The organism is Xanthomonas hortorum, from assembly GCF_040279205.1.
Taxonomy (GTDB): Bacteria; Pseudomonadota; Gammaproteobacteria; order Xanthomonadales; family Xanthomonadaceae; genus Xanthomonas; species Xanthomonas hortorum_F.
Genome location: NZ_JBEOLS010000033.1, coordinates 21,706 through 47,535 on the forward strand (window position 1 = coordinate 21,706; position 25,830 = coordinate 47,535).

A 25,830-nucleotide genomic window follows, 5' to 3' on the forward strand; every position below is an offset into this window, starting at 1 on the left:
CCCGAATCCCGAATCCCGAAGCGCACATCGTCTTCGCAGCGGCCGGCTACCATAGCGGGGTGAACGCGTCCCCGTCAGGTCGCGCCAAGGATGGACGCCACCGCATGCTCCCGCTTCCGCGCTGGGCCAGATCGCCCCGCCTCTGGGCGCCGTTGCGCAGCCGTGCGCTATGGCGCGTGGCATTGGGGCTGTGCGCATGCCTGCTGTTGACCACGATCGTAGTGCGCAAGCCGCTGGCCGATTGGCTGTGGCCGGATACGCGTATCCAGCAGCTGCTGCAACGGGGCGAGGCGGCCTTGTCGCGCGGCCAACTCAGTGCCGCCGATGGCAATGGCGCGCGCGAACTGTTCGCTGCTGCGCTCGCCTTGGATAGCGACCGCAGCGAAGCCCGTGCCGGACTGGCGCGCACCGGTGCCGCCGCAGTGGTGCAGGCGCGTGCGGCAATCGCGGCCGGTGACGCCGCCGGAGCGCAACGCGCACTGGCGCTGGCAACTGCGCTGGAAGTGCCGCAAGCGCAGATCGCGCCAGTCACGTTGCGCTTGCGCGCGCTGCAGGCACGTCGCGCCGGGTTGGATGCCTTGTTCGCGCAGGCCGTGGCCGCGCAGCAACAAGGACGCCTGGATGGCACACCGGACAGTGCATTGCCGTTGTACCAGCGCATCCTGACCCTGGCGCCGGACCGCACCGATGCCTTGGAAGGCCGCGAAGACGCCTTGACCGATCTGCTGGCGCAGGCCCGCCATGCACTGGCGCGCGACGCGCTCGGCGATGCGGCGATGTTGCTGGCCGCTGCCAAGCGCTACGACGCCGGGCATGCCGATGTACCGCTGACCGAAGGCCACTACCACCGCGTGCTGGAGCAGCGCCGTCAACGTGCAGAAGACTTGTTGCGGCGTGGTCGCCTGGCGCCGGCCGCACGCGATTTCAACGCCGTGCTGGCGGCCGAGCCAGACGACGCCGCAGCGCGTCGCGGGCTCGATCAGGTCGCGAGCGAATACGCCGCGCAGGCCAGCCGGCAGGCGGCGGATTTCCACTTCGACGCTGCACTGCAATCGCTGCAGGAGGCGCGCGCCCTGGTGCCGGGCGCTGCATCGATCGCGCAGGCAGAACAGGCGATTGCGCGCGCACGCGATGCACAACGCAGCCCTGAAACCGGTTTGTCGCGTGGGGCACGCGAGCGCCGTCTGCGCGCGCTGCTGCAACGGGTGATAGATGCCGAAACGCAGCAGCAATGGATGACCCCGCCCGGCGCCAGTGCCTACGACGCGGTGCGAGCAGCGCAGGCGCTGGCACCGCGCGATCCGCGCGTGCTGCAGGCCGCCGCACGCGTGGCGCCGGCGAGCCAGCGCTGTTTCGAGGACGAGTTGCGCAACAACCGTCTGCGTGCCGCGCGCGGTTGTCTGGATGCGTGGCAGGCACTGACGCCGAACGGCGAGGCGCTGATCGGCGCGCGCCGACGTCTGGCCCAGCGCTGGATTGCGGTGGGCAGCGAGCGCCTGGGGCAGGAGGATACGGCGTTCGCGCGGCGCGCGCAGGACGAGGCGCGTCAGCTGGATCCGGGGCTGCCGGAATTGGTCGAGTTCACGCGCCGGGTCAAGGCGGTAGCGGAGCAGCGTTGAGGTGGAGGCCGCTTTTGACGGCGCTTCCTTGAGCGCGATGCCTGAGCGGCGCGCGGGGAATGGCGGCTCTGGCCCCCAACTCCCGCTATGTGCCCGGCCCACGCTGGCAGCGCGGGTGTACCAAGGCACGCACGCCAGTGGCAGGCAACTCAAGCCTCGATAAACAACGTACGCACCGTGCTACGCGCGGCATCCAGCGAAAAATGCTGCGCCACGTTGCGCAAGCCGTTGTCGGCCAGGCGCTGCCACAGCGCTGCATCCTGATACAGGCGCACAATCGCAGCGGCGAAGGCCTCGGCGTTATCCGCTACGCATACATCTTCGCCATCGCGCAGATGCATGCCTTCCACTGCGCAGGTAGTGCCGACCACTGGCTGCCCATGTGCCATGCTCAGATTGATCTTGCCCTTGACGCCGGCGCCGAAGCGCAACGGCGCCACCGCGATGCGCGCAGTGTCCATATACGGCACCAGATCGGGCACATGTCCGTGCAATTGCACGCCCGGGCACTCGTCGGCCAAGAGCTTCAGTGCCTCCGGCATATCCGCACCGATGCAGTGGAAGATTACGTCCGGCAACTGCGCACGCACCTGCGGGAAGATCGCGCTGATGAACCATTGCACCGCATCCACATTGGGCGGATGCCGGAAGCCGCCCACGAACACCAGGTCGCGACGTTGCGCGAAGGGATGACCGCTACCGGCCACTTCATGCAGATTGGAGAGCAGGGCGGTGCGGATCTGCGGTGCGTCCGCCTGCAGCTGCGCCTGTTCGGCTGCCGAGACCAGCAGCGTGACGTCGGTGGCGGCCATGATCTCCAGTTCGCGCAGGCGGGTGCGTTCTGCCGCGCGCAACAGGTTGGCATCGCCGGCCAGCTCGGCGCCGCGGCGTTCGCGCAGGTAATGCAGATCGACGGTGTCGAACAGGGTGCGCGCCTGAGGGGCGTATTGTTTGAGCAACGGCAGGCAGGCATGCGCAACGTGATGGCGTACCAGCAGCACCACCGCAAAGCGCGCGCCATGTGTGCGTAGCCAGCTGCCGATGCCCTCCAGGAACGGCGCGTACCAGACTTCCACACCCAGTTGCTGCAGTGCCTGCGTATGTCGCCCGGCGTGTTCGCGGCGGGTGGGCACGAACACCACATGCGCCCCTTCTTCGCACAGCAGGCGGATCAGATTGAACTGCCGCAACGAGCCGGAATCGCGGTCCGGCTGCGGCACGCTCTCGTCCAGGATCAGTACCTGGCGTTGGCCGCGATGCAGCAGCGCAGGCGCAGGCACCGTGCCGACCGGCAACTGCATTGCAAGCGCCTGCTGCCATTTTTCGGCGAACACGGCTTGATTGCGGACCTGATACGCCTTCACCCCGGTGCGGGTGTCGGTGCCGTTGCTGGTGCCTTCGTCATGCACCACCACACTGGCCGGCTGCACCAGCACCCGATACCCGGCCGCACGCACCGCAAACGCCAGATCGGTGTCTTCGTAGTACGCAGGCATGTAACGGCGATCCAGCCCGCCCAGCGTCTGCAGCAACGCGCGTGGCAGCGCGATCGCCGCGCCCGAGCAATAGTCCATCGCACGCACATACGCATAGCGCGGATCGTCGGCCGATTCGAAGCGGCCGTAGCTCCAGGCGCTGCCATCGGCGAACACCACGCCGCCGGACTCCTGCAGGCGTCCGTCCGGATACACCAGTTGCGCGCCGACCAGGCCGGCGGTGGGATGCTGCGCGAACGTGTCGATCAGCCGATCCAGCCAGCCGGGCTGCGGAATGGTGTCGTTGTTGAGCAGCACCACGTAGTCGCCACGCGCCAGCGCGATGCCGTCATTGCAGGCGGCGATGAAACCGCCATTGCTGGTGCGGCGGTGGTAGTGCAGGCCCTGTACCTGCGTCAGCTGCGCTTCGGTGGCATCGTTGCTGCCGTCGTCCACCACCACAATTTCCACATCCAGCTGCGGTGGATGTGCGGCCAGCGCGCGCAAACAGGCAAGCGTGTGTGCGATGTGGTTGTAGACCGGAATCACCAACGTCACGCGCGGCGCGGCGCTATGCGGCACCGCAAACGCGGCAAACGGTGCGGGGTCCGGCAACCACAGCGGCGTGCCGAGCGCGACCGGCGGCGCCTGCGTGTGCACGCGAATGCGCTGCCAGGTGGCGCGCCAGCCGCGTGTGCGCATGCTCGCCACGCTGCGGTGGATCAGCCCAAGCACGCGATTGAACAGATAGCGTGCATCGGCCAGGGACATCGACATCGCGTTGAAACTCCAGCTTAAGTCAAAGGGTCCGGCTGACCACAACCACCACAGCGCTGCGCTAGACTCGCCGGACTCTACATTCTCGCATCCCTGTGCCCCGACGCCACGACGACCACGACGCTCCCGACGATTTCGAGGACGACACCAACGAGCAAGGCTCCCGCTGGCAACGCAGGCTGATTGTCTGGGCCTTTGCGGCATTCGCGCTGGCGCTTGGTTTTCTGATTCCCTACACGGTGTATCTGAACAAGCAGGTCACCCAGCGTTTCGGCGAGCTGCGTTGGCAGATCCCGACCCGCGTGTACGGGCGGCCGTTGGTGCTGGTGCCCGGCGATGCGCTGGATGCGGCCACCTTGAAGACCGAGCTGGATGCGGCCTCGTACCGTGACGATGGTCAAGCCAAACTGGCCGGTACCTATCAGCAGGACGGCAGCCGCTTCACCATCGCCAGCCGCGGCTATATCGATGTGGACGGGCGCGTGCCCGCGAAGCGCGTGGAAGTCAGCCTCTCCGGTGGGCGTGTGGCCAGCCTGCGCGATGCCGTCGACCGCAAGGCGCTGAAAAGCGCGCGGCTGGACCCGGCACGTATCGCCACGCTGTACGGGCAGAAGCAGGAAGAACGCCGCCTGGTGCGCATGGAAGAAGTGCCCGAGCTGCTGGTCACCGGCCTGCAGGCGGTCGAAGACCGCGACTTCAACAGCCACCACGGCATCGATCTCAGCGGCATGGTGCGCGCGGCCTGGATCATGGCGCGCTCCGGCGGCCAGGTGCGGCAGGGCGCCAGCACCTTGACCCAGCAGCTGGCACGCAGCGGCCTGCTCGGCATCGGTAAGGAACAGACGGTTACCCGCAAGTTCAACGAAATTCTGTATGCCGTGATCATGGAGGCGCGCTACGACAAGCGCACCATCCTGGAGGCCTATCTCAATCAGGTGTATCTGGGGCAGCGCGGCGGGCAGGCGATCCACGGCGTGTCCTCCGGTGCGGAGCTGTGGTTCGGCCGCGAACTCAACTCGATGACCACCGAGCAGATTGCCTTGCTGATCGGGCTGGTCAAGGGGCCGTCCTACTACGACCCGCGACGCAACCCGGAACGGGCGCTGGATCGACGCAATTTCGTGCTGGGCAAACTGCACGAAAACAACCTGATCGACGCGGCCGAATACAAGCGCGCACTGGCCGAGCCGTTGGGTGTGCCCAAGGAACCCGGTCTGGTCGCCGCCAACCGCTTCCCGGCCTACGTGGATCTGGTGCGGCGCCAGCTGGCGCACGATTACCCGGAAGGCGTGCTGCAAGGCGCCGGCATGAGCGTGCTCACCGGCATGTCGCCGTCCGCGCAGGCGTATGCCGAAGGCGCGGTGACCGGCACCATCAAGCGGCTGGACAACAAGAAGCGCCCGCCGCTGCAGGCCGGCCTGGTGCTCACCGACGTGCATAACGGCGATGTGCTGGCGGTGGTCGGCAGCCGCGATGTGGCCAAGCCCGGCTTCAATCGCGCCGTCGAAGCACAGCGGCAGGTCGGCTCGTTGCTCAAGCCGTTCGTGTATTTGCTGGCATTGGCCTCACCGGATCGCTGGGCGCTGTCCAGCTGGGTCGACGATGCGCCGGTGACGGTGCAGCTCAGCCGTGGCAAGACCTGGTCGCCGGGCAATTCCGACAACCGCAGTCACGGCACGGTGCGGCTGATCGATGCGCTGGCGCATTCCTACAACCAGGCCACGGTACGCGTGGGCATGCAGGTTGGCCCGGAGCGCATCGCGCAACTGATCCAGGTGCTGGCTGGCATCAAGGCCGACACCAATCCGTCGCTGATCCTGGGTGCCACCGATCAGAGTCCGTACGGCATGGCGCAGCTGTATCAGTTTCTGGCGGCCGGTGGCGAGATCCAGCCGCTGCATGCTGTGCGCGGCGTGCTTGATCCGCAGGGCAAGCTGCTCAAGCGCTACGACAAGACCCCGGCTCCTGCGCAGGAAGGTGATTCGGTGGCTGCCAACCTGATCAGCATCGCCTTGCAGCAAGTGGTGAGCGGCGGTACCGCGCGGCAACTGCTGGGCGATGGCCTGGGCCGGCTGTCGCCGGCCGGCAAGACCGGGACCTCCAACGACGGCCGCGACAGCTGGTATGCCGGCTATACCGGCGACCACCTGGCGGTGATCTGGATGGGCAACGATCAGAACGAGCAGACCGGCCTGTACGGTGCCACCGGCGCGATGCGGGTGTGGTCGAGCATCTTCGCGCGGCTGCCGAGTGCGCCGCTGAAGGTCAGCGGCAAGGGCCTGGATTGGCAGTGGGTGGATGCGGCCGGCACCGGCGTGACCGACCCCGGTTGCCCGGGCGCGCGCCAGTTCCCGTTCGTGGTCGGGTTCACGCCGGCCTACGCCCCGTGTGCCGGCAATGCACCGTCGATCGAAGGTGCGCCCGGCGATCCTGCAGCGCCTGCCGAACAATCCGGCGGGGGTGGCTGGCGCCGCTTCTTCGGTCTGGACAAAAAGCCGGAAGAACCCGCGCAAGCGCCTGCCTCGCCCCCGCCCGCGCATTGAATTGGAGTGACCTCATGAACCGACTGCACCGCCTCCTTGCCCTTTTCGGCGTGCTTGCCGCGCTGTCTGCCTGCGTCAGTGCACCGCCCGCGCCGCCGCCGCCGACACCTGTGGACCCGACGACCCCGACACAGCGGCTGTTGCTGATCGAACGCGAGGCCGGCGTCGACGACACCGAACTGTCGGTGCAGCCGCTGCGCGACCCGCAGGTGGACGATCTGCGCGAGACCGCCAAGGCCAAGCGCCAGGCCGGCGATCTGGCCGGCGCCGCTGCAGCGCTGGATCAGGCGTTGGGTCTGGTCGCCGGCGACCCGGCGGTGCTGCAGGAGCGTGCAGAAGTTTCCGTGCTGCAAGCCGATTGGCCGGCCGCCGAGCGCTTTGCCAAACAGGCCATCGAACTGGGTTCCAAGACCGGCCCGCTGTGCCGTCGTCACTGGGCCACCATCGAGCAGTCGCGGATTGCCCGTGGCGAAAAAGAAAATGCCGCCTCGGCCAAGGTGCAGATTGCCGGGTGCACGGTGCCTGGTGTGAAGCGGTACTGATTGCAGTAATCAGGCCGACTGCGCTCACCGCCAGGGGGGCGCGGTCGGCGCTTGGTGCAGCTAGTGTCACTGCCGCGCATCGGTGGTTGGAAAGCTGCCCCCTGCTGATGTGAATGCTGCTCGCTGCGTTATGCAGGCCGTCAGAGGTGATGCAGGCACGGTAGGTGGCTGTTGCTGGCGCAATGGCGCTAGTCCGCACTCCATAAAGCGCAATCCAGGCAGCATCACTGCGCACGCGCTAGGCTGTCGCGCTTCTGTGTCCCGCATCCGTTCGATCCCATGTCCCAACTTGCCACTGCCAGCATCGAGGCGCTCAGCGAGGGCGGGGCGCTTGCGCGTCAGCTCGATGCGTTTGCGCCGCGTGCCGCGCAGTTGCGCCTGACCGGCGCCATCGCCGAGGCGTTCGAGCAGCGCGATGTGCTGTTGGCCGAGGCCGGCACCGGGACCGGCAAGACCTACGCCTATCTGGTGCCGGTGCTGCTGTCAGGGCTCAAGACCATCATCTCGACCGGCACCCGCGCGCTGCAGGACCAGTTGTTCCATCGCGATCTGCCGCGCGTACGTGCCGCGTTGGGCATTGGCCTGCGCAGCGCACTGCTGAAAGGGCGCGCGAATTATCTGTGCAAGTACCGCACCCAACAGGCGCGCGGCGAACCGCGTTTTTCTACGCCCGAACAGGTCTCGCAGTTCCATCGCATCGTTGCCTGGAGCGGGCGTACCCAGTTCGGCGACATGGCCGAGATGGAAGCCCTGCCGGACGACTCGCCACTGCTGCCGCTGGTGACTTCCACGGTCGACAACTGCCTGGGCACCGAATGCCCGTTCTACAGCGAGTGTTTTGTGGTGCAGGCGCGTCAGCGCGCGCAGGCCGCCGACCTGGTGGTGGTCAATCATCATCTGCTGCTGGCCGATCTGGCGCTCAAGCAGGAAGGCTTTGGCGAGATCCTGCCCGGCGCGCAGGCCTTCGTCATCGACGAGGCGCATCAGCTGCCGGAACTGGCGGCGAATTTCTTCGGCGAAAGTTTCGGCATGCGGCCCTGGCAGGAGCTGGCCCGCGATTGCATGGTCGAAGCGCGGCTGGTGGCCGGCGCGCAGGCAAGCTTGCAGGAACCGATTCTCGCCTTGGACGAAGCGTTGCGCGGCCTGCGCTCAGGCATGGAAGGCCTGCCGCCACGCGGTACGCAATGGCGCGCGCTGGCCAAGCCGCAGGTGCGCGAGGGCTTCGATGCGGTGCTGTCGTCGCTGGCACGGTTGGGCGAGTCCTTGCTGCCGTTGCGCGAGGCGTCGCCCGGGTTCGATGGCTGCTCTGCACGCGCGCAGGAAGCACTCGCGCGGCTGTCGCGCTGGCTGGGCGAAGACGCGCCGGTGCTGGATTTTGCGCAGGATTTACCAGACACCGTCGACAACGATGTGCTGTGGTACGAGCTGAGTCCGCGCGGTTTCCGCTGCCAACGCACGCCGCTGGATGTCTCTGGCCCGCTGCGCGAACACCGCGAAAAATCGCACGCGGCGTGGGTGTTCACCTCGGCCACGTTGGCGGTGGGCGGCGAGTTTGACCACATCGCGCAGCGCCTGGGCTTGAGCGATCCGGTGACCTTGTTGCAACCCAGTCCCTTCGACTGGGCGCGCCAGGCGCTGTGCTATCTGCCGCCGCATCTGCCCGATCCGGCGGCGCGCGGCTTCGGCACGGCGCTGATCGCCGCGCTGACGCCGGTGCTGGAAGCCTCCAACGGCCGCGCATTCCTGTTGTTCGCTTCGCACCGCGCGCTGCGCGAAGCCGCCGAGGCGTTGCGTGGCGCACCGTGGCCCTTGTTCGTGCAAGGCGAAGCGCCACGTGCCACGTTACTGCAGCGTTTCCGCACTTCCGGCAATGGTGTGCTGCTGGGGTCGGCCAGCTTCCGCGAGGGCGTGGATGTGGTCGGCGATGCCTTGAGCGTGGTGGTGATCGACAAATTGCCGTTTGCCGCGCCCGACGACCCGGTGTTCGAAGCGCGCCTGGATGCGATCCGCCGCGAGGGCGGCAACCCGTTCCGCGACGAGCAATTGCCGCAGGCGGTGATTGCGCTGAAGCAGGGCGTGGGCCGGCTGATCCGCAGCGAGACCGATCGCGGCGTGCTGGTGCTGTGCGACCCGCGGCTGTTGAACAAGGGCTACGGCCGCACCTTCATGAACTCGTTGCCGCCGTTTGCGCGCACCCGCGAGATCGGCGATGTGCGCGCGTTTTTTGGCGTCGCCGAGCCGGTGGGCGACAATGGCGTGCTCGCGTTGCCGTTAGGCGACGCGTGAGCTTCCCCTTCCTGCCTGCGGTCCTGTCATGAAAGTCCTCGCGTTCGAGACCTCCACCGAAGCCTGTTCCGTCGCGCTGCATGTGGATGGCCGCGTGCTCGAGCGCTTCGAACTGGCGCCGCGCCGCCACGCCGAGCTGGCGCTGCCGTGGGCCGAGCAACTGCTGGCCGACGCAGGCATTGCGCGCCGCCAGCTGGATGCGATTGCGGTCGGCCGTGGCCCTGGCGCCTTCACCGGCGTGCGGCTGGCGATCGGCATCGCGCAAGGCATCGCCCTGGGCCTTGATGTACCGGTGCTGGCCGTCTCCACGCTGCAAGTATTGGCCTTGCGCGCACCCGCCGATGCGACGCAGGTACTGGCCTGCATCGATGCGCGCATGGGCGAGGTGTATGCCGGCGTGTTCGAGCGCCGCGGCGACACGCTGCTGGAACTGGCGCCGGAAGTGGTCTGTGCACCGGACGCCTTGGTTCTGCCGAATACGCTTCAACGTTTTGCCGGTGTGGGCACCGGATTCGCCGCTGCCGAGGCACTGCTGCAACAGCGATTCGCAGCGCAGCTGACCAGCGTCGATGCAGCCGCGCTCCCGCACGCCGCCGATCTGCTCACACTCGCCGTGCCGGCGCTGTTGCGCGGCGAAGGCGTGGCACCGGAGCGGGTCGAACCGGCCTATCTGCGCGACAACGTTGCGCTGACCCTGGTCGAGCAGCAGGCCGCACGCGCTGCAAAGGCCGCCGGCGCCAAGAGCGGCTAACAACACTTTTCGAACCCGGTATTGATGGCGGCAAGATTGCGGATCTGGAAGTTGCAAACAACTGTCCAACCATTCCAAGGCAATCAAGATTTCGAGTCTTAGCGGCATTTAGATGGAGTCAAAAGCTGAGTCGGTCGAGCGTGCGGTGCCCTCACCGCCCGCGGGACACGCCGCAAGTACGTCCATGTAGGCTCGGTGGCGGCATCCATGCCGCCACACGGTCCCGCAATCGGTGAGGACACCGCACCAGACAGGTTGCTGGTTGCTCTGTCGAAAGCCATGCATACCGACCATCTCGACTGGTCCTTGCCCGCCTACCGTCGCGGGACCTTACGCGGCCTGGATGCCGCGTAAGAGCCTACATGGATGTACTTGCGGCGTGTCCCGCGATGGTGGGCGGGCAAGGGCCTTTCAGCCAAGTGGCAGATCGGCAGCTCTGCTTCTGCTCCTCCCAACACAGCCAAGATCTCACGGTCTTAAGGTGTCTGAAAAACCGTCGCGAGCAGTTGGCAAAAGATGGCGACATATTTGGTCGCATCATCGATCAAACCCACCACACCTCAGCGATCGTCGTGCAGCTCGCCGCCGGGCAAAAACAACCACGTGCGCGTGACCTGCAGGATATCCACATCGTCCTTGGTGCTGGGTAGCGGCGGGAACGGCTGCGCCAGCTGCACCACGCGCAGCGCCGCGGCATCCAGCGCCGGGGTGCCGCTGGAGATCAGCACGCGGCTGCTTTCCACGCTGCCGTCGCGGCGTACGCCCACGCTGATGACCACCTTGCCGCCGAGTCGGCGCCGGCGCGCTTCATCCGGGTAATTGAGATTGCCGACGCGCTCGGCGCGGTCCACCCACGCACGCAGATAGTTGGCGTACGCATACTCGCGCGTACTGGCCGAGACGAACTTGCGATTGGGACGCTTGGCGTATTGCTCCGAGCGCAGATGCACCTCTGCCGCGAGCCGGGCCATTTCCGCGTCGCGCTGCACGCGTTGCGCGTCGGCCGGGGTGAGTGGGTCGGTCTGCGGATTTGGTTGCGGGGTCGGCACGGTCTGCTCGCCGCGGCGACTGGCGACCACGCGGGTCTGCGTTGGCTCGGGCGCCTGCACCGTGGTGGCGCGCTGCGCCTGCGCTGCCAGCCCGCTGCGGTCCTGCGGCACCACGCCGGGCTGGCTGTCGCGTGGGCGCTGCGCGGTGGCGTGATTGCCGCCGCCCTGCTGATTGGCCTGGGCCAGGAAATCGGCCTGCTTGGGCGTCAGCGGGGTGCTGGTCTGGCTGAAGATCACATCCAGCGTCGGCACCAGCGGCGCGTCTTCGCTGACCGCAAAGCCCACGCCCAGGATCAGCACGCCGTGCAGCAACAACGAGATTACCAGCGTCGTGGTCAGCCGCCGGCGCTCGTCCATGGGGGCCGGCAGTGCCGCAGCCGCGCTCATTGCGCAGCGCCGGCCTCGATCGCGTCGAACAGCAGCCCGGCGATGTTCAAACCGAACTGCGCATCCAGCTCGCGCACGCAGGTCGGGCTGGTGACGTTGACCTCGGTCAGGTAATCGCCGATCACATCCAGGCCGACGAAGCGCATGCCGCGGCGGCGCATTTCCGGGCCGACCTGCGCGGCGATCCAGCGGTCGCGCTTGGACAGCGGCCGGCCTTCGCCACGTCCGCCGGCGGCCAGGTTGCCGCGGAATTCGTCGCCTTGCGGAATCCGCGCCAGGCAGTAGTCCACCGGCACGCCATCCACCAGCAGGATGCGCTTGTCGCCAGCGGTGATGTCGGGGATGAAGCGCTGCGCCAGGGTCAGGTTGCGGTTGCCGTCGGTCAACGTCTCCAGGATCACGTTGAGGTTGGGGTCGCCGGTGCCGCTGCGGAAGATCGAGCGCCCACCCATGCCGTCCAGCGGCTTGAGCACGGCTTGCCCATGTTCCAGCACGAAGGCCTTCAACGCCGCCGCATCGCGGCTGACCAGCGTCGGCGGGCAGCATTGCGGAAACAGCAGCGCGGCCAGCTTCTCGTTGTAATCGCGCAGACCCTGCGGGTCGTTGACCACCTGCGCGCCAGCGCGCTGGGCGACGCTCAGCACCTGAGTGTCGTAGATGAACTCTGCATCCACCGGCGGGTCCTTGCGCATCAGCACCACCTGGCCGGGACCGAACGCCAGCTCGGCGAATTCGCCCAGCGTGAACCAGCTGGCCTTGTCTTCGCGCACGCTCAGGGGCGCGACCTGCGCCACCGCGCGTCCGTCGCGCAGGCTGAGTCCGCCGGGGCGCACATACTGCAAATGGTGGCCACGGCGCTGGGCTTCCAGCAACATGGCGAAGGTGGTGTCTTTGGCGATTTTGATGGAGGCGATGGGATCCATCACCACAACGACGTCGAGCAACATGGGACTAAACCTTTCGAACAGACTGCCGATGGTAACTTCAAGCGGTGGGCGATGGCGCGCCTGGCGGGTCGTAGTGCGCGACTAGCCGGTCCTGACGCACCCAGACGCGGTCGGAACGTCCGCCTGGCGGGGGCCCGGCGATGCGCCCTTGACAGTCAATGCGGGTCTTGGGATATACATGCAGTTTCGTAGCGACGACGGAAAGGAAGAAGCGTTGCACGTCCGGGGATATTTGCATGAGTGAACACATTGCTGCGGGTGGGGAACTCGCAGGACTGAAGGTGATGGTCATCGACGATTCGAAGACTATTCGCCGCACCGCAGAAACGCTGCTCAAGCGAGAAGGGTGTGAAGTAGTGACAGCAACGGATGGTTTCGAGGCACTGGCCAAAATTGCGGACCAGCAACCTCAGATCATTTTTGTCGACATCATGATGCCGCGCCTGGATGGGTACCAGACGTGCGCGTTGATCAAGGGCAACCAGCTCTTCAAGTCGACGCCGGTGATCATGTTGTCGTCCAAGGATGGCCTGTTCGACAAGGCACGCGGCCGCATCGTCGGCTCCGAGCAATATCTGACCAAGCCATTCACTCGTGAAGAACTACTGAGCGCGATTCGCACGTACGTCCACGCCTGACCAGGGGGAAAGGCAACATGGCTCGAATTATATTGATCGAGGACTCGCCCACCGACCGGGCAGTCTTCAGTCAATGGCTGGAAAAAGCAGGCCATACCGTCGTCGCCACCGACAACGCCGAAGCGGGACTTGAGCTGATTCGCAGCCAGGCGCCCGATCTGGTGTTGATGGATGTGGTGCTGCCCGGCATGAGCGGCTTCCAGGCAACGCGTGCACTTGCACGCGACCAGGCCACCAAGGACATCCCCGTGCTGCTGGTCAGCACCAAGGGCATGGAAACCGACAAGGCCTGGGGTTTGCGACAAGGTGCCAGCGACTACATCGTCAAGCCGCCGCGCGAAGACGATCTGATCGCCCGCATCAAACAACTGGTGCGTTGATGCGTTCTCCATTCGACATTCTTGAAGACTACGAGCGTCGTAGTCTTGCGCACGCCACGGCGCTTCCGGAACGCCAGTTCTCGGCCGATATCTGGCGCGGCGTCGGTTATCGCGTCGGTACCCGGCGCCTGGTCTCGGATTTCCGCGAAGTGGCGGAAATCGTGCCAATGCCGCCAGTTACCCCGGTGCCGGGCGCACAGCCCTGGCTGCTGGGCGTGGGCAACCTGCGCGGCAATCTGTTTCCGGTGATCGATCTGAAGCAGTTCCTGGAGGGCCGGCGCACGGTGCTGCAGGAAGGCCAGCGTGTGCTGATCATGCGCCAGAGCGGCGGCGACGTCGCACTGACCATCGATGAGTTGTACGGCCAGCGCAGCTTCGAGCAGGTCCAGGCGGTCGAACCCGGCGAGTTGGCGCAAGGCCGCTACGCCCATTTCATTGAACGTGCCTTTCGCAACGAGACGCAGGACTGGGGTGTGTTCTCCCTGGCGTTGCTGTCGCGCACTCCTGAATTCCGGCAGGCCGCGGCCTAAGCCGCGACCCCGCCACGTCATACAGATCGAGGTCGAACCATGAGTACCGCCCCGGACGCCCGCAAGACCAACAAGCTCGGCAGCGTCAGCACCAGCTTCTGGCTTGGCTTGCTGGTGTTGTCGATGATCGTGTTTGGCGCCAACACCGGCGTGGCCACCTGGCAGGGCAGTCGCCTTGCCGGCGCCGGCACCGGCGCGGCCGATCTGCAGGTGCTCTCGCAGCAGTTGGCCAACCAGGGCCGCGAAGCGGTCTCCGGTGATGCGAAGGCATTTGCCACGTTCAAGGAGACCAAGAGCCGCATCGACAGCACGGTCAGCGAACTGGATGGCCGTTACGGCCAGGAAGGCTCGGTGGCCAGTGCGATGGCGCAGCTCAAGGCGACCTGGGTGCCGCTGAGCAAGAACGCCGATCAGATCATCGCCAGCGAACCGGCGGTGCTCGGTCTGGCCGGCAACGCCGAGCGCTTCTCCGGCAGCGTGCCGCAGTTGCAGGCGCAGTTGAACGAAGTGGTGCGCGCGATGACGGTCAGCGCCGCGCCGGCCTCGCAGATCTACAACACGCTGCAGCAGGTGGTGGTCGCCGGCACCATGGCGCGGCGGGTCACCGAAATGCGCGCCGGTGGCGCCAATGCGGCGGCCTCCGGCGATGCGCTGGCCCGCGACTCGGTGGTGTTCACGCAGATGCTGGAAGGCCTGCGCACCGGCAACGACGAACTGGGTATCGCCGCAGTACGCAACCCGGCCGCGCTGTCGGCGCTGGAGCAGTCGCAGGCGCAGTGGACGACGATGAAGAAGGACATCGACGCCATCCTGGCCACCTCGCGCAATCTGTTCGCCGCGCAGTCCTCCGCTGCCGCGCTGACCGTCGGTTCGAACAAGATGCTCGACGACAGCAAGAAGCTGTTCGACGCGTTCTCGGCGTTCGGTTCGGTACGCGACACGCGCCTGTTCCCGAATTTCTGGCTGGGCGTGGTGTCCGGCCTGGTGGCGTTGCTGGCGATCATCGGTTTCGTCTGGAGCTCGGTGCGGGTGCGCTCGCGCGAGCAGGACGTGCGCTACCAGGCGCAGGTGGAATTCAACAGCCGCAACCAGCAGGCGATCATGCGATTGCTGGACGAAATCAGCTCGCTCGGTGAGGGCGACCTGACCGTCAAGGCCTCGGTGACCGAGGACATGACCGGCGCGATCGCAGACGCCATCAACTACGCCGTGGACGAGCTACGCCACCTGGTGACCACGATCAACGACACCTCGGCGAAAGTGGCCGTGTCGACCCAGGAAACCCAGGCCACGGCGATGCAGCTGGCCGACGCGGCCGGCCAGCAGGCCAACCAGATCACCACTGCCTCCGAGCGCATCAGCGAAATCGCTGCCAGCATCGAACAGGTCTCGCGCAACTCCACCGAGTCGGCCGAAGTGGCGCAGCGCTCGGTGGTGATCGCCGCCGAAGGTGCCGGCGTGGTGCGCGAGACGATCCAGGGCATGGACCAGATCCGCGACCAGATCCAGGAAACCTCCAAGCGCATCAAACGGTTGGGCGAATCCTCGCAGGAGATCGGCTCGATCGTGGAACTGATCAACGACATTTCCGAGCAGACCAACATCCTGGCGCTCAACGCCGCGGTGCAGGCGGCTTCTGCGGGCGAGGCCGGTCGCGGTTTCGCGGTGGTGGCCGACGAAGTGCAGCGCCTGGCAGAACGCACCTCCGGCGCGACCCGGCGGATCGAAGGCCTGGTGCAGACCATTCAGGCCGATACCAACGAAGCGGTCAGCTCGATGGAGCAGACCACCTCCGAAGTGGTATCCGGTGCACGCCTGGCCGAAGACGCCGGTACCGCGCTGACCGAAATCGAGCGCGTGTCCAACGCACTGAATAATTTGATCAAGAACATCTCCATCGCCGCGCACCAGCAGTCGGCTGCAGCGACGGATATCACACAGACCATGGGCGTGATCCGTCAGATCACCAGCCAGACATCGCAGGGTGCGGAGAAGACAGCCAAATCGATCGGCAACCTGGCCGAGCTCGCTGCCGACCTGCGCCGTTCGGTCGCCGACTTCAAGCTGCCGGCGTGACCACGACGCGCAACCGGAAAGGATCACAGCAGATGGCGCGTAGTCGCGTTACGTCGATGCAGGAACAGACCGGTAGCCGCGTGAGCGGTGCCTCGGTCGTAGGCAGGGGGCTGCAATGAGTGCGCTTCGCGATGCGATGAGTCACGCCGCGCTGGGCTGGGTCAAGCCGGAGTTGGACGAGACGTTGCGCCAGGCGCGCAACGAGATCGAGTATTTTGCCGAAGAACCGTCCGACACCAGTCGGATGCGCTTCTGCGCCGGCTATCTGCACCAGGTGCAGGGCACGCTGCGCATGGTGGAGTTGTACGCCCCGGCCATGGTGGCCGAGGAGCTCGAGCTGCTGGCCCAGGCCGTGCAGGTGGGCGAGGTGGCCGACCGCGACGAAGCCTGCGCCATGCTGATGCGCGGCACCGTGCTGCTGCCCGATTATCTGGAGCGCCTGCAGAACGGCCATCGCGATATTCCGATCGTGCTGCTGCCGTTGCTCAATGAAATCCGTGCCACGCGTGGTCAACCGGGCCTCAACGAGAGCGTGCTGTTCGCGTTCGATCCGCAGGCCGGTGTCGCCACCGAAGCCGAACTGGATCACGCGCGCGGCAGCCTGAGCGGGCGCAATCGCGAGTTGCTCGACACCGTCGGCAACGCAGTCAAGGAAGAATTGCTGCGCGTCAAGGACGCGCTGGATCTGCACCTGCGGACCGGCGGCGACATTGCCGAGCTGCAGACCCAGGTCAAGGATCTCGGTAGCGTTGCCGACACCCTGGGCATGATGGGCCTGGGCGTGGCACGCAACGTGGTCGTGCAGCAGCGCGATGCGCTGGCACGCGTGGTCGATGGCCATGTGCAGATGGACGAAGGCGTACTGCTGGATATCGCCGGCGCGCTGCTCTATGTGGATGCTTCGCTGGACGACCAGGTCGCCAGTCTGGGCGCCGACTTCAGCGAAAACGAAGACGGCAGCAGCGGCGCCACCTCCGCGGAAGTGCGGCGCACGGTGGACGTGCTGGCACAGGAAGCAATTGCCAATTTCGGTGCGGCGCGCGAGCATTTCGTCGCCTTCATCGAAACCAATTGGGACCACGCGCGTCTGAGCAATGTGCCGCATCTGCTGGGCGAAGTCGGCGGTGCCTTGCGCATTCTCGAATTGCCGCAGGCGGCCGATTATCTGGAAGGTGTGCGGCGTTACGTCGATCTGGAATTGATCGGCAAGCAGCGCGTGCCCAGCGGGCGTCAGCTCGATACCTTGGCCGATGCGATGGCCAGCCTGGAGTACTACCTGGAAGCCCTGCGCGAGCGCCGTCCCGGCCGCGAAGAGATTCTGGACATCACCCGCAACAGCCTGGAAACGCTGCGCTATTGGCCGCTGCCGTCAGGCCTGCCGTCCGAATTGCCGGTGGGTGCCGACCAGCCGGGCGACGTGGTCGAGCCGCAGCCAGCCGCCGCCGCGTTCGCACCGCTTGCCGCTGCGCCGGATGTTGCGGCCGCCAACGATATTGCGCCTACGCCTTCGCTGGAATGGGCCAACGAAACCGTGACCGAGGCGCCGTTCGCGGCCAGCGTGATGCACGACACCGGCGCTGCCGCCACCGATACGGTGTTCTCGTTCGACCCGGTCGCTGCCGAAGAAACCGTGTCCGGTCAGGCGCATGTGCCGTTTACGGTCGCGCCGCTGGACCTGTCCGACGATGGCGCGCAGGCGCCCGGCGACTGGCAGTTGGAAACCACCGAGCAAACCGCGCCCATCGCCACCTCCGCGTTCGACCCGGTATCGGCCGAGCAGGACGGCACGGTGCCGGCCGAGCTTGCGCAGGTCAGTTACACGGTGGATCTGAGCGCGCTGGAGCAGGACGACATCGCAACGCCGGTGGTTGCCGAGCAGGGGCCGCTGCAGATCGAGCAGATCGATCTGCCGGGCGATGCGGATCAGACCGAAGTACCTTTGGACTTCATCGCCGAGGCCGAGGCCAACACCCGCCGCGCGCAGACCAGCATCGACGATGCGTTCTCGCCGCCGCCGTTGCCGCCACTGCCGCCACTGCCGCCACTGCCGCCACTGCCGCCGCAGGAGCCAAACAACCCGTTCGTCGACGCCGAGCCAGAGCCGCAGGCTCCGCCGGTGGAAGACACCGCAGAGTCGGGCCCGCCGCGCGTGCAGCAGGCGGTGGTCAGCGAGTTCGAACTGGACGACGCATCGGCCGCGTTCCTGGCCCAGCTCGACGCTGCCGCTGCGCAGTTCGACGTGAATCGTCCGCAGGCGCCGTTGACGACCAACACCACTTCCTACACTGCCGCGGTAGACACCCACGCAGAGCCAGACACTGCGCAAACAGCGCCGGTGCAGACGCCGAGCGAACCCGTGCAGGGCACTGCGGACGCCGGCATCTTTGGCGGCTTCGGCGACAGCGATATCGATGACGATATCCGCGACGTGTTCCTGGAAGAATTCGACGAAGAACTGGTCAATCTGGGCCAACTGTTGCCGGTGTGGCGTGCCGCCCCGAACAGCCCCGAGACCATGCGTCCGATCCGCCGCGTCTTCCACACCTTGAAGGGCAGTGGTCGGCTGGTCGGCGCGCATGTGCTGGGCGAATTCAGCTGGAAGATCGAGAGCATGCTCAACCGCGTGCTCGACAACTCGCGGCCGGCCAGCCCGGCGGTCGTGGCGATGGTGCAACTTGCGTATGACGTGTTGCCGCAATTCAATGCGGCGCTGCGCGACCAGGGCCGCATCAGTGCAGATCTGCCTGAAATCCAGGCCGTTGCCGAGCGCGTTGCCGCCGGCGAAGAACTCTATTACGTGCCTGCGCCGGCGACGCCAGCGACGGCTGGTGTTGCAGATGTCGCAGTCATTCCAGACATTCCGGCCATTGCAGGCGTGCTGCCCGCAACCGGCGGCACACCCGCGTCGGTAGACAGCGTGCTGCGCGAGATTCTGGAAGCAGAAGTCGCCACCCACCTGGAAACCGTCAACGCCTGGCTGCAGGCCACGCAGGTCGAGCCGCAGCTTGTCAGCGAAGAAGTGCTGCGTGCCGTGCACACGATGAGTGGCGCGTTCGCGATGACCGACGTGCCGGAAATCACCTTGGTGACCACGCCGGCCGAAAGTTACGTCAAGCGTCTGCTCGCCGCCTCGGTGACGCCATCGGCCGACGGCATCGATGCCATCAAGGCGACCGCCGCCGCGATCGCCACCACCGTCACTGCGTTGCGCGCCGATGCGCCGCTGATTCCATCGTTTGCGCCATTGACCGAGCGCCTGCGCGCGCTGGCGGATACGCTGCCGGAAGCGCAGTGGCCACCGCAGGTGTTCCTGGAGGAGTTGGACGATCTCGAAGCGACGAGCGACGAGGCAATCAGCAACGACACGGCGGTCGAGCTGACCGGCATGCAGGATCTGTCGCAGTATCTGGATGCGAGCGCATTGTCGTCGCATCCGGCCGATACCGCCGCGCCGACCCCTGTTGCCGATGAGGCGACGCAGGATGCCGATGCGCAGGCCAGCGTCGATGCCGACGCGGATGCCGATGCCGATGCACCGATCGCGGTGGACGAGCTGGCCGAAGCGGAAGCCGAAGACACCTCGGCGCTCGCGTTGGAAGCGCCGGCACCAAGCGAAGCACACGAGACCGCCGATGTTGTGTCGGCAGAGCAGGGTGTTGCATCGGCAGAGCAGAGTGGCGATGTGGCCGAGACCGCGCATGCAGCGAGCGGTGATGCGTTCGCATCTGCCGCCGAGTCGGAGCAGGTCGTTGACGCGCTGCAGGGCGATGTTGCGCAGCACGAGCGCGCAGACGAAAGCGCATCGCACACTGTCGACGCGCACGACACCCCGGCCGATGAGCCGGTGGTCGAAGCCGACGCCTGGGATGCGACCGAACTGCAGCACGCACCGATTGCCGACACGACGTCGCATAACGACGAAACACGCGACGTGCCGGAAGCGACCGAGCACGTTGCGGTGGACGAGTTGGCCGACGCAGAAGCCGCGTTGGGTGATGCGCAGACGCTTGTTGCGCCGGACGCTGAGCTGGCAGATGCCGAGCATGCAGAGGCCGAACATGCAGGCGGCGAGCAGCAGGCGCTGACCGAGCACGCGGCCGTGCAGGACCAGCACGATCAGCGCGCCCAGATCGATGGCGACGCACGGGCGCAGGATGCCGGCGCGCACTTGGTCGACGGCACGCCGTCTGTTGACGAAACGCCTGTCGAGACCATCGAAGCGTTGCAAGCGGTACACGATGAGGCCCCGGTGGCCGATGAGACGTCTGCATCGACGGCCGAAGACTGGACGCCGGAAACCGTAGCGCTGGACAGCGTATCGACCGATCAGGACGAACAGGTTTCCGCAGCGCACGACCACGCTGCCGTGGCCACGGAAGACAGCGCGGAGCAGCCTGCTGACGAGCGAGTGCAGCAGAGCGATGCAGCGCTGCCGCACGACGCTGCCGCGCAAGATGGCGAACAGGTGCATTCGGAAGAGCCCGCGCCTTCGTATGAGCATGCGGAAGCTGAAACGCATGTTCACTCCGACGCGCAGACGGACGATCAGGCGCGTTCGGAAGAACACGCCCACTCGAACGAACAAGTGCTGTCGGATGCACAAGCGCACGAGCATGCTGCCGAAGAACATGCTGGAGAAGCCGAGCAAGCTGCCGAAGCCTTACCCGAGCACACCATCGAGTCGGTGCAGGCCTTCGAGATGGCGCAGGTGGCCGATCAGGTCGAAGAGACCGGCGATCCGCAGTCCGAGATCGCACCGGAGCTGCATGCCGACGCGGCTGCAGATGTCGATGCGGATGCCGACAAGGACGGCAACACCGATGCCGACGCTCGACACAGCGACGAACACGCAACGCACGACACGACCGTGGCAACGGATCATGTCGAACCCACTGAGTACGTGGATCACACTCAACAAGCCGAACACATCGAGCACATCGAACCGGCTAGCGAAGAATCGGCCAGCGAACCAGACGCCAGCGAGCAGGAAGACCCCACAGCTGCAGCCTTCAGCGCGCCGGTGGAAGAGGCCGCACCTGCCGACGCCACTGTCAACGATGCCGGCGCTGCCTTCGATATCGGCCAGCTCAATTTCGATCAGCTCGATGGCGAATTGGTCGACATCTTCGTCGAGGAAGGCCGCGACCTGCTGGACCATTGCGATGGTCTGATCGCCCGCATGCGCGAAGTGCCGGAAGACCGCGATGTCCTCAACGGACTGCAGCGCGATCTGCACACGCTCAAGGGCGGCGCGCGCATGGCCGGCATCAACGCCATCGGCGATCTCGGTCATGCGATCGAATCGCTGCTCGAAGCGGTGGCGGCCAACCGCACCGATATTGATCGCGACGACGTGCGCCTGTTCGAACGCGGCTTCGACCGGTTGCACCAGTTGTTGACCCGCACCGGCATGCACCGCGCCGTGGCGATGCCGACCGACCTGGTGGAAGCCTTCGAAACCCGTACCCGCGGCCGCAATGCCGCCCCGCCCAGCGACGCCGATGTCCGCGCGATCGCCAAGGCGTCGGTGGAACCGGCACCGTTGTCGGCGCCGATCCCGGTCGAGGGCCAGGTCGAGGAAGAACTGATGCCGCGCGCGCAGCAGGAACAGGTGCGCGTGCGTGCCGACCTGCTCGACCGCTTGGTCAATCACGCCGGCGAAGTGGCGATCTACCGCTCGCGGCTGGAACAGCAGATGGGCGCCTTCCGTGGCGCCATGGGCGAACTGGATCGCACCAACGCCCGTTTGCGCGACCAGTTGCGGCGTCTGGACCTGGAAACCGAAGCGCAGATCGTGGCGCGTTATCAGCGCGAACAGGACCAGGGCGATCGCACCTTCGATCCGCTGGAACTGGACCGCTTCTCCACCCTGCAGCAGCTCAGCCGCGCGCTGAACGAATCGGCCGCCGACTTGGGCGGTTTGCAGGGCGTGCTGGAAGATCTCTCGCGGCAGTACGACGGCCTGCTGCAACAGCAGTCGCGCGTCAGCTCCGAGCTGCAGGACGGCCTGATGCGTGCGCGCATGGTGCCGTTCGACGGGCTTGTGCCGCGTCTGCGCCGTGTGGTGCGCCAGGCGGCCATCGACACCGGCAAACAGGTGCATCTGCTGCTGGAAGGCACCCAGGGCGAACTGGATCGCAATGTGCTCGATCGCATGGTCGCGCCGTTGGAACACATGCTGCGCAACTCGGTGGCGCATGGTCTGGAAACGCCGGAACAACGGCGCGAGGCGGGCAAGCCGGAAGAGGGCAGCATCGCGATCCGTCTGCGCCGCGAAGGCTCGGAAATCGTGCTGGAAGTGGCCGACGACGGCGCCGGGCTGGACCGCGAGGCGATCCGTCGCCGCGGCGAGCAGCGTGGCCTGATCGAACCCGGCCAGGAGCTCAGCGAGGCCGAACTGGATGGCCTGATCTTCGCCTCCGGGTTCAGCACCTCCGAGCAGGTCAGTCAGCTGGCCGGCCGTGGCGTGGGCATGGATGTGGTGCGCAACGAAGTACGTCAGCTCGGCGGCTCGGTGGATATCCACTCGGTGCGCGGCCAGGGCGTCACCTTCACCCTGCGCCTGCCGCAGACGCTGGCGGTCACCCAGGCCGTATTCGTGCGGATCGGCGAGACCACCTTCGCGGTGCCGGTGGGTTCGGTCAGCGGTATCGGCCGCATCTCGCGTAGCCGTTACGAATCGGGCGAGGGCGGCTACCACTACGCTGGCGAGGAGTACGTGCTGCACGACCTGGGCTCGCTGGTCGGCCAGCCGGTTGCGCGTGCCGATGGCCAGGCGCAGGTGCCGTTGCTGCTGGTGCGTGCGGGCGAACTGCGCGCGGCAGTGGCGATCGACCAGGTGCTGGGCAACCGCGAAATCGTGGTCAAGCCGGTGGGTCTGCAGATCGCCTCGGTGCCGGGTATCTACGGCGCCACCATCACCGGCGATGGCCGCGTGGTGGTGATTCTGGACGTGGCGCCGCTGGTACGTCGTTACCTCAGCCAGCCGGCGCGTCCGGCGCTGGAAACGCCGACCGAAGCGCAGCGCCAGGTGCCGTTGGTGATGGTGGTGGACGATTCGCTGACCATGCGCAAAGTCACCAGCCGCGTGCTGGAACGCCACAATCTGGACGTGACCACCGCACGCGACGGTGTCGAGGCATTGGAACTGCTCGAAGAGCGCGTGCCCGACCTGATGCTGCTGGATATCGAAATGCCGCGCATGGACGGCTACGAGCTGGCCACTGCGATGCGTGCCGATCCGCGCTTCAAGGCGGTGCCGATCGTGATGATCACCTCGCGCAGTGGCGAGAAGCATCGCCAGCGTGCGTTCGAGATCGGCGTGCAACGTTATCTGGGCAAGCCCTACCAAGAGTTGGATCTGATGCGAAACGTGTATGACCTGCTGGGGATCGCCCGTGTCCGAGAATAATGGCGCAATGGGAACGCCGGTCGCCCTGCTGGGCCGGCCCGGTCCGGCGCGCGAGCGCCTGCGTGAAGCGCTCGGTCTGGCCGGCGCGCAGGTGGTGCTGGAAGACGATCCCTCAGCGGTGGATGTGCAGATGCTGCGCGATGCCGAGCCGGTGGCGGTGCTGGTCTCGCTGGAGCCGTCGATCGAAGACGCGCTTGAGGCGCTGGAACCGGCCTTCAACATGCCTGGCGTCACGGTGATCTTCGACGAGGCCGAGCTGACCGTGCGCCGCGAGGGCTGGGAAGCGCAGCGCTGGGTACGCCATCTGGCCGCCAAGCTGCACGGCCATGCCGACGTCTTGCCGCCTGGCACCGAGAGCGAGCCCTCGCTGCAGCCCGAGCCGGGCCTGGAACTGGCACCGCGGCAGCATTCGGATCTGCAGCTCGATCAACATCTGGAAGCGGCCGCGCAGATCTTCGAACGCATTCCTGGCGATGGATTTTTCACGCGTGCCGGCGGCACTGATGCCGCTGCGGTTGTTGACGACAAACCTGGCCTGTCGCTGGGCGATTCCAGCACCTGGGGCCTGGTCGATGAGGTCGCCGTGGTGGTGCGCCCGCGTGCCGAGCTGGACGTGGCGGCGCTGTCGACCGGCGGTTTGTCGCTGGTGGAGCTGGACCACACGGGCGAGGCCGCCGGCGCGGTGCTGGTGATGGCCGGTATCGGTGGCCCGGATGCGATCCGTCGGCTGCTGGGCGCGTTGCCGCCGCAGTTTCCGCGCCCCGTGCTGGTGCGCATGACGCTGGATGGTGGCCAGTACGGCAACCTGGTGCGGCAGATGGGGCGTGTGTCTGCGCTGCCGGTCGAGCTGGCTGAAGTCGGCCAGGTGATCGTGGCCGGCAAGGTGTATGTACTGCCCGAAGAAGTCGGTGTGCAGCAGCATGCGGGCGCCCTGGCCTTTATCGCGCACACCGATCCTGCCGCGCTGGTGGCCGCGTTGCCGCCGGCCGACAGTGCGGTGCTGATGCTCAGCGGCGCCAACGAGGCGCTGGTGGATGCGTCGCTGGCACTGGCGGAACAGGGCGGTTGGTTGGCGGGTCAGTCCGCCGACGGTTGCTACGACCCGGCCGCGGCAGCGCGTCTGGCACGCCAAGGCATTTTGACCGGCGACCCTGCGCAGTTGGCGCAGGCGTTGGCACAGCGCTGGCCGGCGTAAGCCGGGCGCTTCCTCTCAGATCGGAACAAGTGCGATGAGCTACGCCAACAATGACGAAATCCGCGGCGTCCTGATCCAGGCCGGACAGGAGCGCGTGCTGCTGCCGAATGCCACCGTGGCAGAGGTGATGTCGCGGGTAGCGGTCGAGCCGATGGCCGACATGCCGCGCTGGGTGGTCGGGCGCATCGACTGGTACGGCTGGAAAGTGCCGTTGCTGTCGTTCGCGCGCCTCAGCGGCATGGGCGAAGAGCCCGCCGCAGTCAACAACAAGGTGATCGTGCTGAAGGCGCTGGGTGGCGATCCGGCGCTGCCATATTTCGCGCTGCTCACCGCTTCATTCCCGCAGCTGATCTCGGTGCCGCGCGACGGCCTGCTGGCCGATGCCTCCGAAGACGCATTGCCCGACGGCGTGCACATGCGTGTGCTGCTGGGCGAGCAGAGCGCACTGCTGCCGAACCTGGATGCGATCGAAGCGCAGGTTGCGCAGGCGCTTGCGGCGGTTGCTGCCTAAGCGCGGCTGGCAAGACGACGACGCGGCGGCATCTGTACTACGCGCACTGTCATGAGCCTTCCCGTTTTCGCGCCAGTGCATCATGCAGACGGTGTGGTGCTGTGCGATCTGGCGGTGGTCGATCCAGCGGCGATGGCCGAATACCACACCCGTAACCGCGAACATCTCGCCGGTGCGATGCCACTGCGGCCGCCTGCGTTCTACACCACCGACGGCTGGCGGCGGCTGGGTATCGCCTATCGCACTGCGGTGCCCGGCGAGCGCGAGTTGCAACTGGTGTTGCTGCGCGAGGCACAGGTGATCGGCACGGTCGGCTTCACCCAGATCCAGCGTGGCGCCTTCCAGGGCTGCCATCTGGGCTACGGACTGGATGCGCAGCAGCAGGGACGCGGATTGATCCAGTGGGCGGCCACGCAGGGCATCGCCTTCGCATTCGGCCCGCTCGGCCTGCATCGGGTGATGGCGCAATACGTCCCCGAGAATCTTCGCAGTGCACGCGTGCTGCAGCGGCTGGGTTTCCAGATCGAAGGTTATGCGCGGCGTTATCTGCAATTGAACGGCGTCTGGCGCGACCATGTGTTGACCAGCAGGTTGCGCGACGATGACCCGCCTGTTGGCGCTTAGTGCCTGTGGTGTACGCGTTGAGTTGCTGATGCGCGCGGTCGATTTGCTGAGCGTTTATTCGCGATGTGCTGTGCAGTGCCTGACGTTTG

The 25,830-nt window shown here is 66.4% G+C and carries 16 protein-coding genes; 13 read left to right on the forward strand and 3 right to left on the reverse strand.

The features are described from left to right. The first annotated feature begins 104 nt into the window (after positions 1 to 104). Positions 105 to 1,619 carry a hypothetical protein gene (locus ABS769_RS13685; protein WP_317062128.1) on the forward strand — a complete coding sequence of 505 codons (1,515 nt, stop codon included), beginning with the start codon at positions 105 to 107 and terminating at the stop codon, positions 1,617 to 1,619. A gap of 149 nt (positions 1,620 to 1,768) precedes the next feature. On the opposite strand, the gene ABS769_RS13690 is transcribed toward ABS769_RS13685, so the two are convergent. After that, complete coding sequence (locus tag ABS769_RS13690; protein WP_317062127.1) at positions 1,769 to 3,871, reverse strand: glycosyltransferase; 2,103 nt, start codon at positions 3,869 to 3,871, stop codon at positions 1,769 to 1,771. Between the two features lie 95 nt (positions 3,872 to 3,966). Here ABS769_RS13690 and mrcB point away from each other — a divergent pair, with 95 nt between their 5' ends. The 4 genes from mrcB (at position 3,967) to tsaB (ending at position 9,993) form a co-directional block, all read left to right on the forward strand. Next, a complete protein-coding gene (mrcB, locus tag ABS769_RS13695) occupies positions 3,967 to 6,414 on the forward strand; it encodes a penicillin-binding protein 1B (protein WP_317062126.1) in 2,448 nt (815 codons plus the stop codon). A 14-nt stretch (positions 6,415 to 6,428) separates the two neighbouring features. Beyond that, the gene (locus ABS769_RS13700) at positions 6,429 to 6,956 is read left to right on the forward strand and encodes a hypothetical protein (protein WP_317062125.1); all 528 of its coding nucleotides are present in this window, start codon (positions 6,429 to 6,431) and stop codon (positions 6,954 to 6,956) included. Between the two features lie 279 nt (positions 6,957 to 7,235). Continuing rightward, a complete protein-coding gene (locus ABS769_RS13705; RefSeq protein ID WP_317062124.1) occupies positions 7,236 to 9,242 on the forward strand; it encodes an ATP-dependent DNA helicase in 2,007 nt (668 codons plus the stop codon). A 28-nt stretch (positions 9,243 to 9,270) separates the two neighbouring features. Further along, a complete protein-coding gene (gene tsaB / locus ABS769_RS13710; RefSeq protein ID WP_317062123.1) occupies positions 9,271 to 9,993 on the forward strand; it encodes a tRNA (adenosine(37)-N6)-threonylcarbamoyltransferase complex dimerization subunit type 1 TsaB in 723 nt (240 codons plus the stop codon). A 560-nt stretch (positions 9,994 to 10,553) separates the two neighbouring features. Here tsaB and ABS769_RS13720 read toward each other — a convergent pair. Together ABS769_RS13720 and gshB are read right to left on the reverse strand one after the other, a co-directional pair. After that, positions 10,554 to 11,429 carry an energy transducer TonB gene (locus ABS769_RS13720; protein WP_023904778.1) on the reverse strand — a complete coding sequence of 292 codons (876 nt, stop codon included), beginning with the start codon at positions 11,427 to 11,429 and terminating at the stop codon, positions 10,554 to 10,556. After that, the gene (gshB, locus tag ABS769_RS13725) at positions 11,426 to 12,376 is read right to left on the reverse strand and encodes a glutathione synthase (protein WP_317062122.1); all 951 of its coding nucleotides are present in this window, start codon (positions 12,374 to 12,376) and stop codon (positions 11,426 to 11,428) included. Before gshB ends, ABS769_RS13720 begins: the two co-directional genes overlap by 4 nt. Positions 12,377 to 12,612: 236 nt before the next feature. Between gshB and pilG the strand changes: the two genes are divergently transcribed. The 8 genes from pilG to ABS769_RS13765 all read left to right on the forward strand — a co-directional run bounded on the left by pilG (position 12,613) and on the right by ABS769_RS13765 (position 25,741). Next, the gene (pilG, locus tag ABS769_RS13730; RefSeq protein WP_023904776.1) at positions 12,613 to 13,014 is read left to right on the forward strand and encodes a twitching motility response regulator PilG; all 402 of its coding nucleotides are present in this window, start codon (positions 12,613 to 12,615) and stop codon (positions 13,012 to 13,014) included. Positions 13,015 to 13,031: 17 nt separating this feature from the next. Then, positions 13,032 to 13,394 carry a response regulator gene (locus tag ABS769_RS13735; RefSeq protein WP_006450735.1) on the forward strand — a complete coding sequence of 121 codons (363 nt, stop codon included), beginning with the start codon at positions 13,032 to 13,034 and terminating at the stop codon, positions 13,392 to 13,394. Next, positions 13,394 to 13,924: a chemotaxis protein CheW gene (locus ABS769_RS13740; protein ID WP_006450736.1), complete on the forward strand. Its 531-nt coding sequence runs from the start codon at positions 13,394 to 13,396 to the stop codon at positions 13,922 to 13,924. The genes ABS769_RS13735 and ABS769_RS13740 overlap by 1 nt, the downstream gene beginning before the upstream one ends. A gap of 39 nt (positions 13,925 to 13,963) precedes the next feature. Further along, entirely contained in the window at positions 13,964 to 16,000 is a 2,037-nt protein-coding gene (locus ABS769_RS13745; protein ID WP_317062121.1) for a methyl-accepting chemotaxis protein, read from the forward strand. A gap of 115 nt (positions 16,001 to 16,115) precedes the next feature. After that, positions 16,116 to 23,411, forward strand: coding sequence for an Hpt domain-containing protein (locus ABS769_RS13750; RefSeq protein WP_350498177.1), 7,296 nt, complete (start codon positions 16,116 to 16,118; stop codon positions 23,409 to 23,411). 7 nt (positions 23,412 to 23,418) lie between these two features. Continuing rightward, a complete protein-coding gene (locus tag ABS769_RS13755) occupies positions 23,419 to 24,606 on the forward strand; it encodes a chemotaxis protein CheB (RefSeq protein WP_350498182.1) in 1,188 nt (395 codons plus the stop codon). Between the two features lie 34 nt (positions 24,607 to 24,640). Next, positions 24,641 to 25,117: a chemotaxis protein CheW gene (locus ABS769_RS13760; RefSeq protein WP_006450740.1), complete on the forward strand. Its 477-nt coding sequence runs from the start codon at positions 24,641 to 24,643 to the stop codon at positions 25,115 to 25,117. A gap of 51 nt (positions 25,118 to 25,168) precedes the next feature. Continuing rightward, on the forward strand, positions 25,169 to 25,741 hold the full coding sequence (locus tag ABS769_RS13765; protein ID WP_350498178.1) for a GNAT family N-acetyltransferase: 573 nt from the start codon (positions 25,169 to 25,171) through the stop codon (positions 25,739 to 25,741). Positions 25,742 to 25,830: the final 89 nt, after the last annotated feature.

Excerpts from the sequence above, each read along its gene's own strand:
- ABS769_RS13685 (WP_317062128.1), top strand. The coding sequence starts at position 105 with ATGCTCCCGCTTCCGCGCTGGGCCAGATCGCCCCGCCTCTGGGCGCCG.
- ABS769_RS13690 (WP_317062127.1), bottom strand. The coding sequence starts at position 3,871 with ATGTCGATGTCCCTGGCCGATGCACGCTATCTGTTCAATCGCGTGCTT.
- ABS769_RS13700 (WP_317062125.1), top strand. The coding sequence starts at position 6,429 with ATGAACCGACTGCACCGCCTCCTTGCCCTTTTCGGCGTGCTTGCCGCG.
- ABS769_RS13705 (WP_317062124.1), top strand. The coding sequence starts at position 7,236 with ATGTCCCAACTTGCCACTGCCAGCATCGAGGCGCTCAGCGAGGGCGGG.
- tsaB (WP_317062123.1), top strand. The coding sequence starts at position 9,271 with ATGAAAGTCCTCGCGTTCGAGACCTCCACCGAAGCCTGTTCCGTCGCG.
- ABS769_RS13720 (WP_023904778.1), bottom strand. The coding sequence starts at position 11,429 with ATGAGCGCGGCTGCGGCACTGCCGGCCCCCATGGACGAGCGCCGGCGG.
- gshB (WP_317062122.1), bottom strand. The coding sequence starts at position 12,376 with ATGTTGCTCGACGTCGTTGTGGTGATGGATCCCATCGCCTCCATCAAA.
- pilG (WP_023904776.1), top strand. The coding sequence starts at position 12,613 with ATGAGTGAACACATTGCTGCGGGTGGGGAACTCGCAGGACTGAAGGTG.
- ABS769_RS13735 (WP_006450735.1), top strand. The coding sequence starts at position 13,032 with ATGGCTCGAATTATATTGATCGAGGACTCGCCCACCGACCGGGCAGTC.
- ABS769_RS13740 (WP_006450736.1), top strand. The coding sequence starts at position 13,394 with ATGCGTTCTCCATTCGACATTCTTGAAGACTACGAGCGTCGTAGTCTT.
- ABS769_RS13745 (WP_317062121.1), top strand. The coding sequence starts at position 13,964 with ATGAGTACCGCCCCGGACGCCCGCAAGACCAACAAGCTCGGCAGCGTC.
- ABS769_RS13750 (WP_350498177.1), top strand. The coding sequence starts at position 16,116 with ATGAGTGCGCTTCGCGATGCGATGAGTCACGCCGCGCTGGGCTGGGTC.
- ABS769_RS13755 (WP_350498182.1), top strand. The coding sequence starts at position 23,419 with ATGGGAACGCCGGTCGCCCTGCTGGGCCGGCCCGGTCCGGCGCGCGAG.
- ABS769_RS13760 (WP_006450740.1), top strand. The coding sequence starts at position 24,641 with ATGAGCTACGCCAACAATGACGAAATCCGCGGCGTCCTGATCCAGGCC.
- ABS769_RS13765 (WP_350498178.1), top strand. The coding sequence starts at position 25,169 with ATGAGCCTTCCCGTTTTCGCGCCAGTGCATCATGCAGACGGTGTGGTG.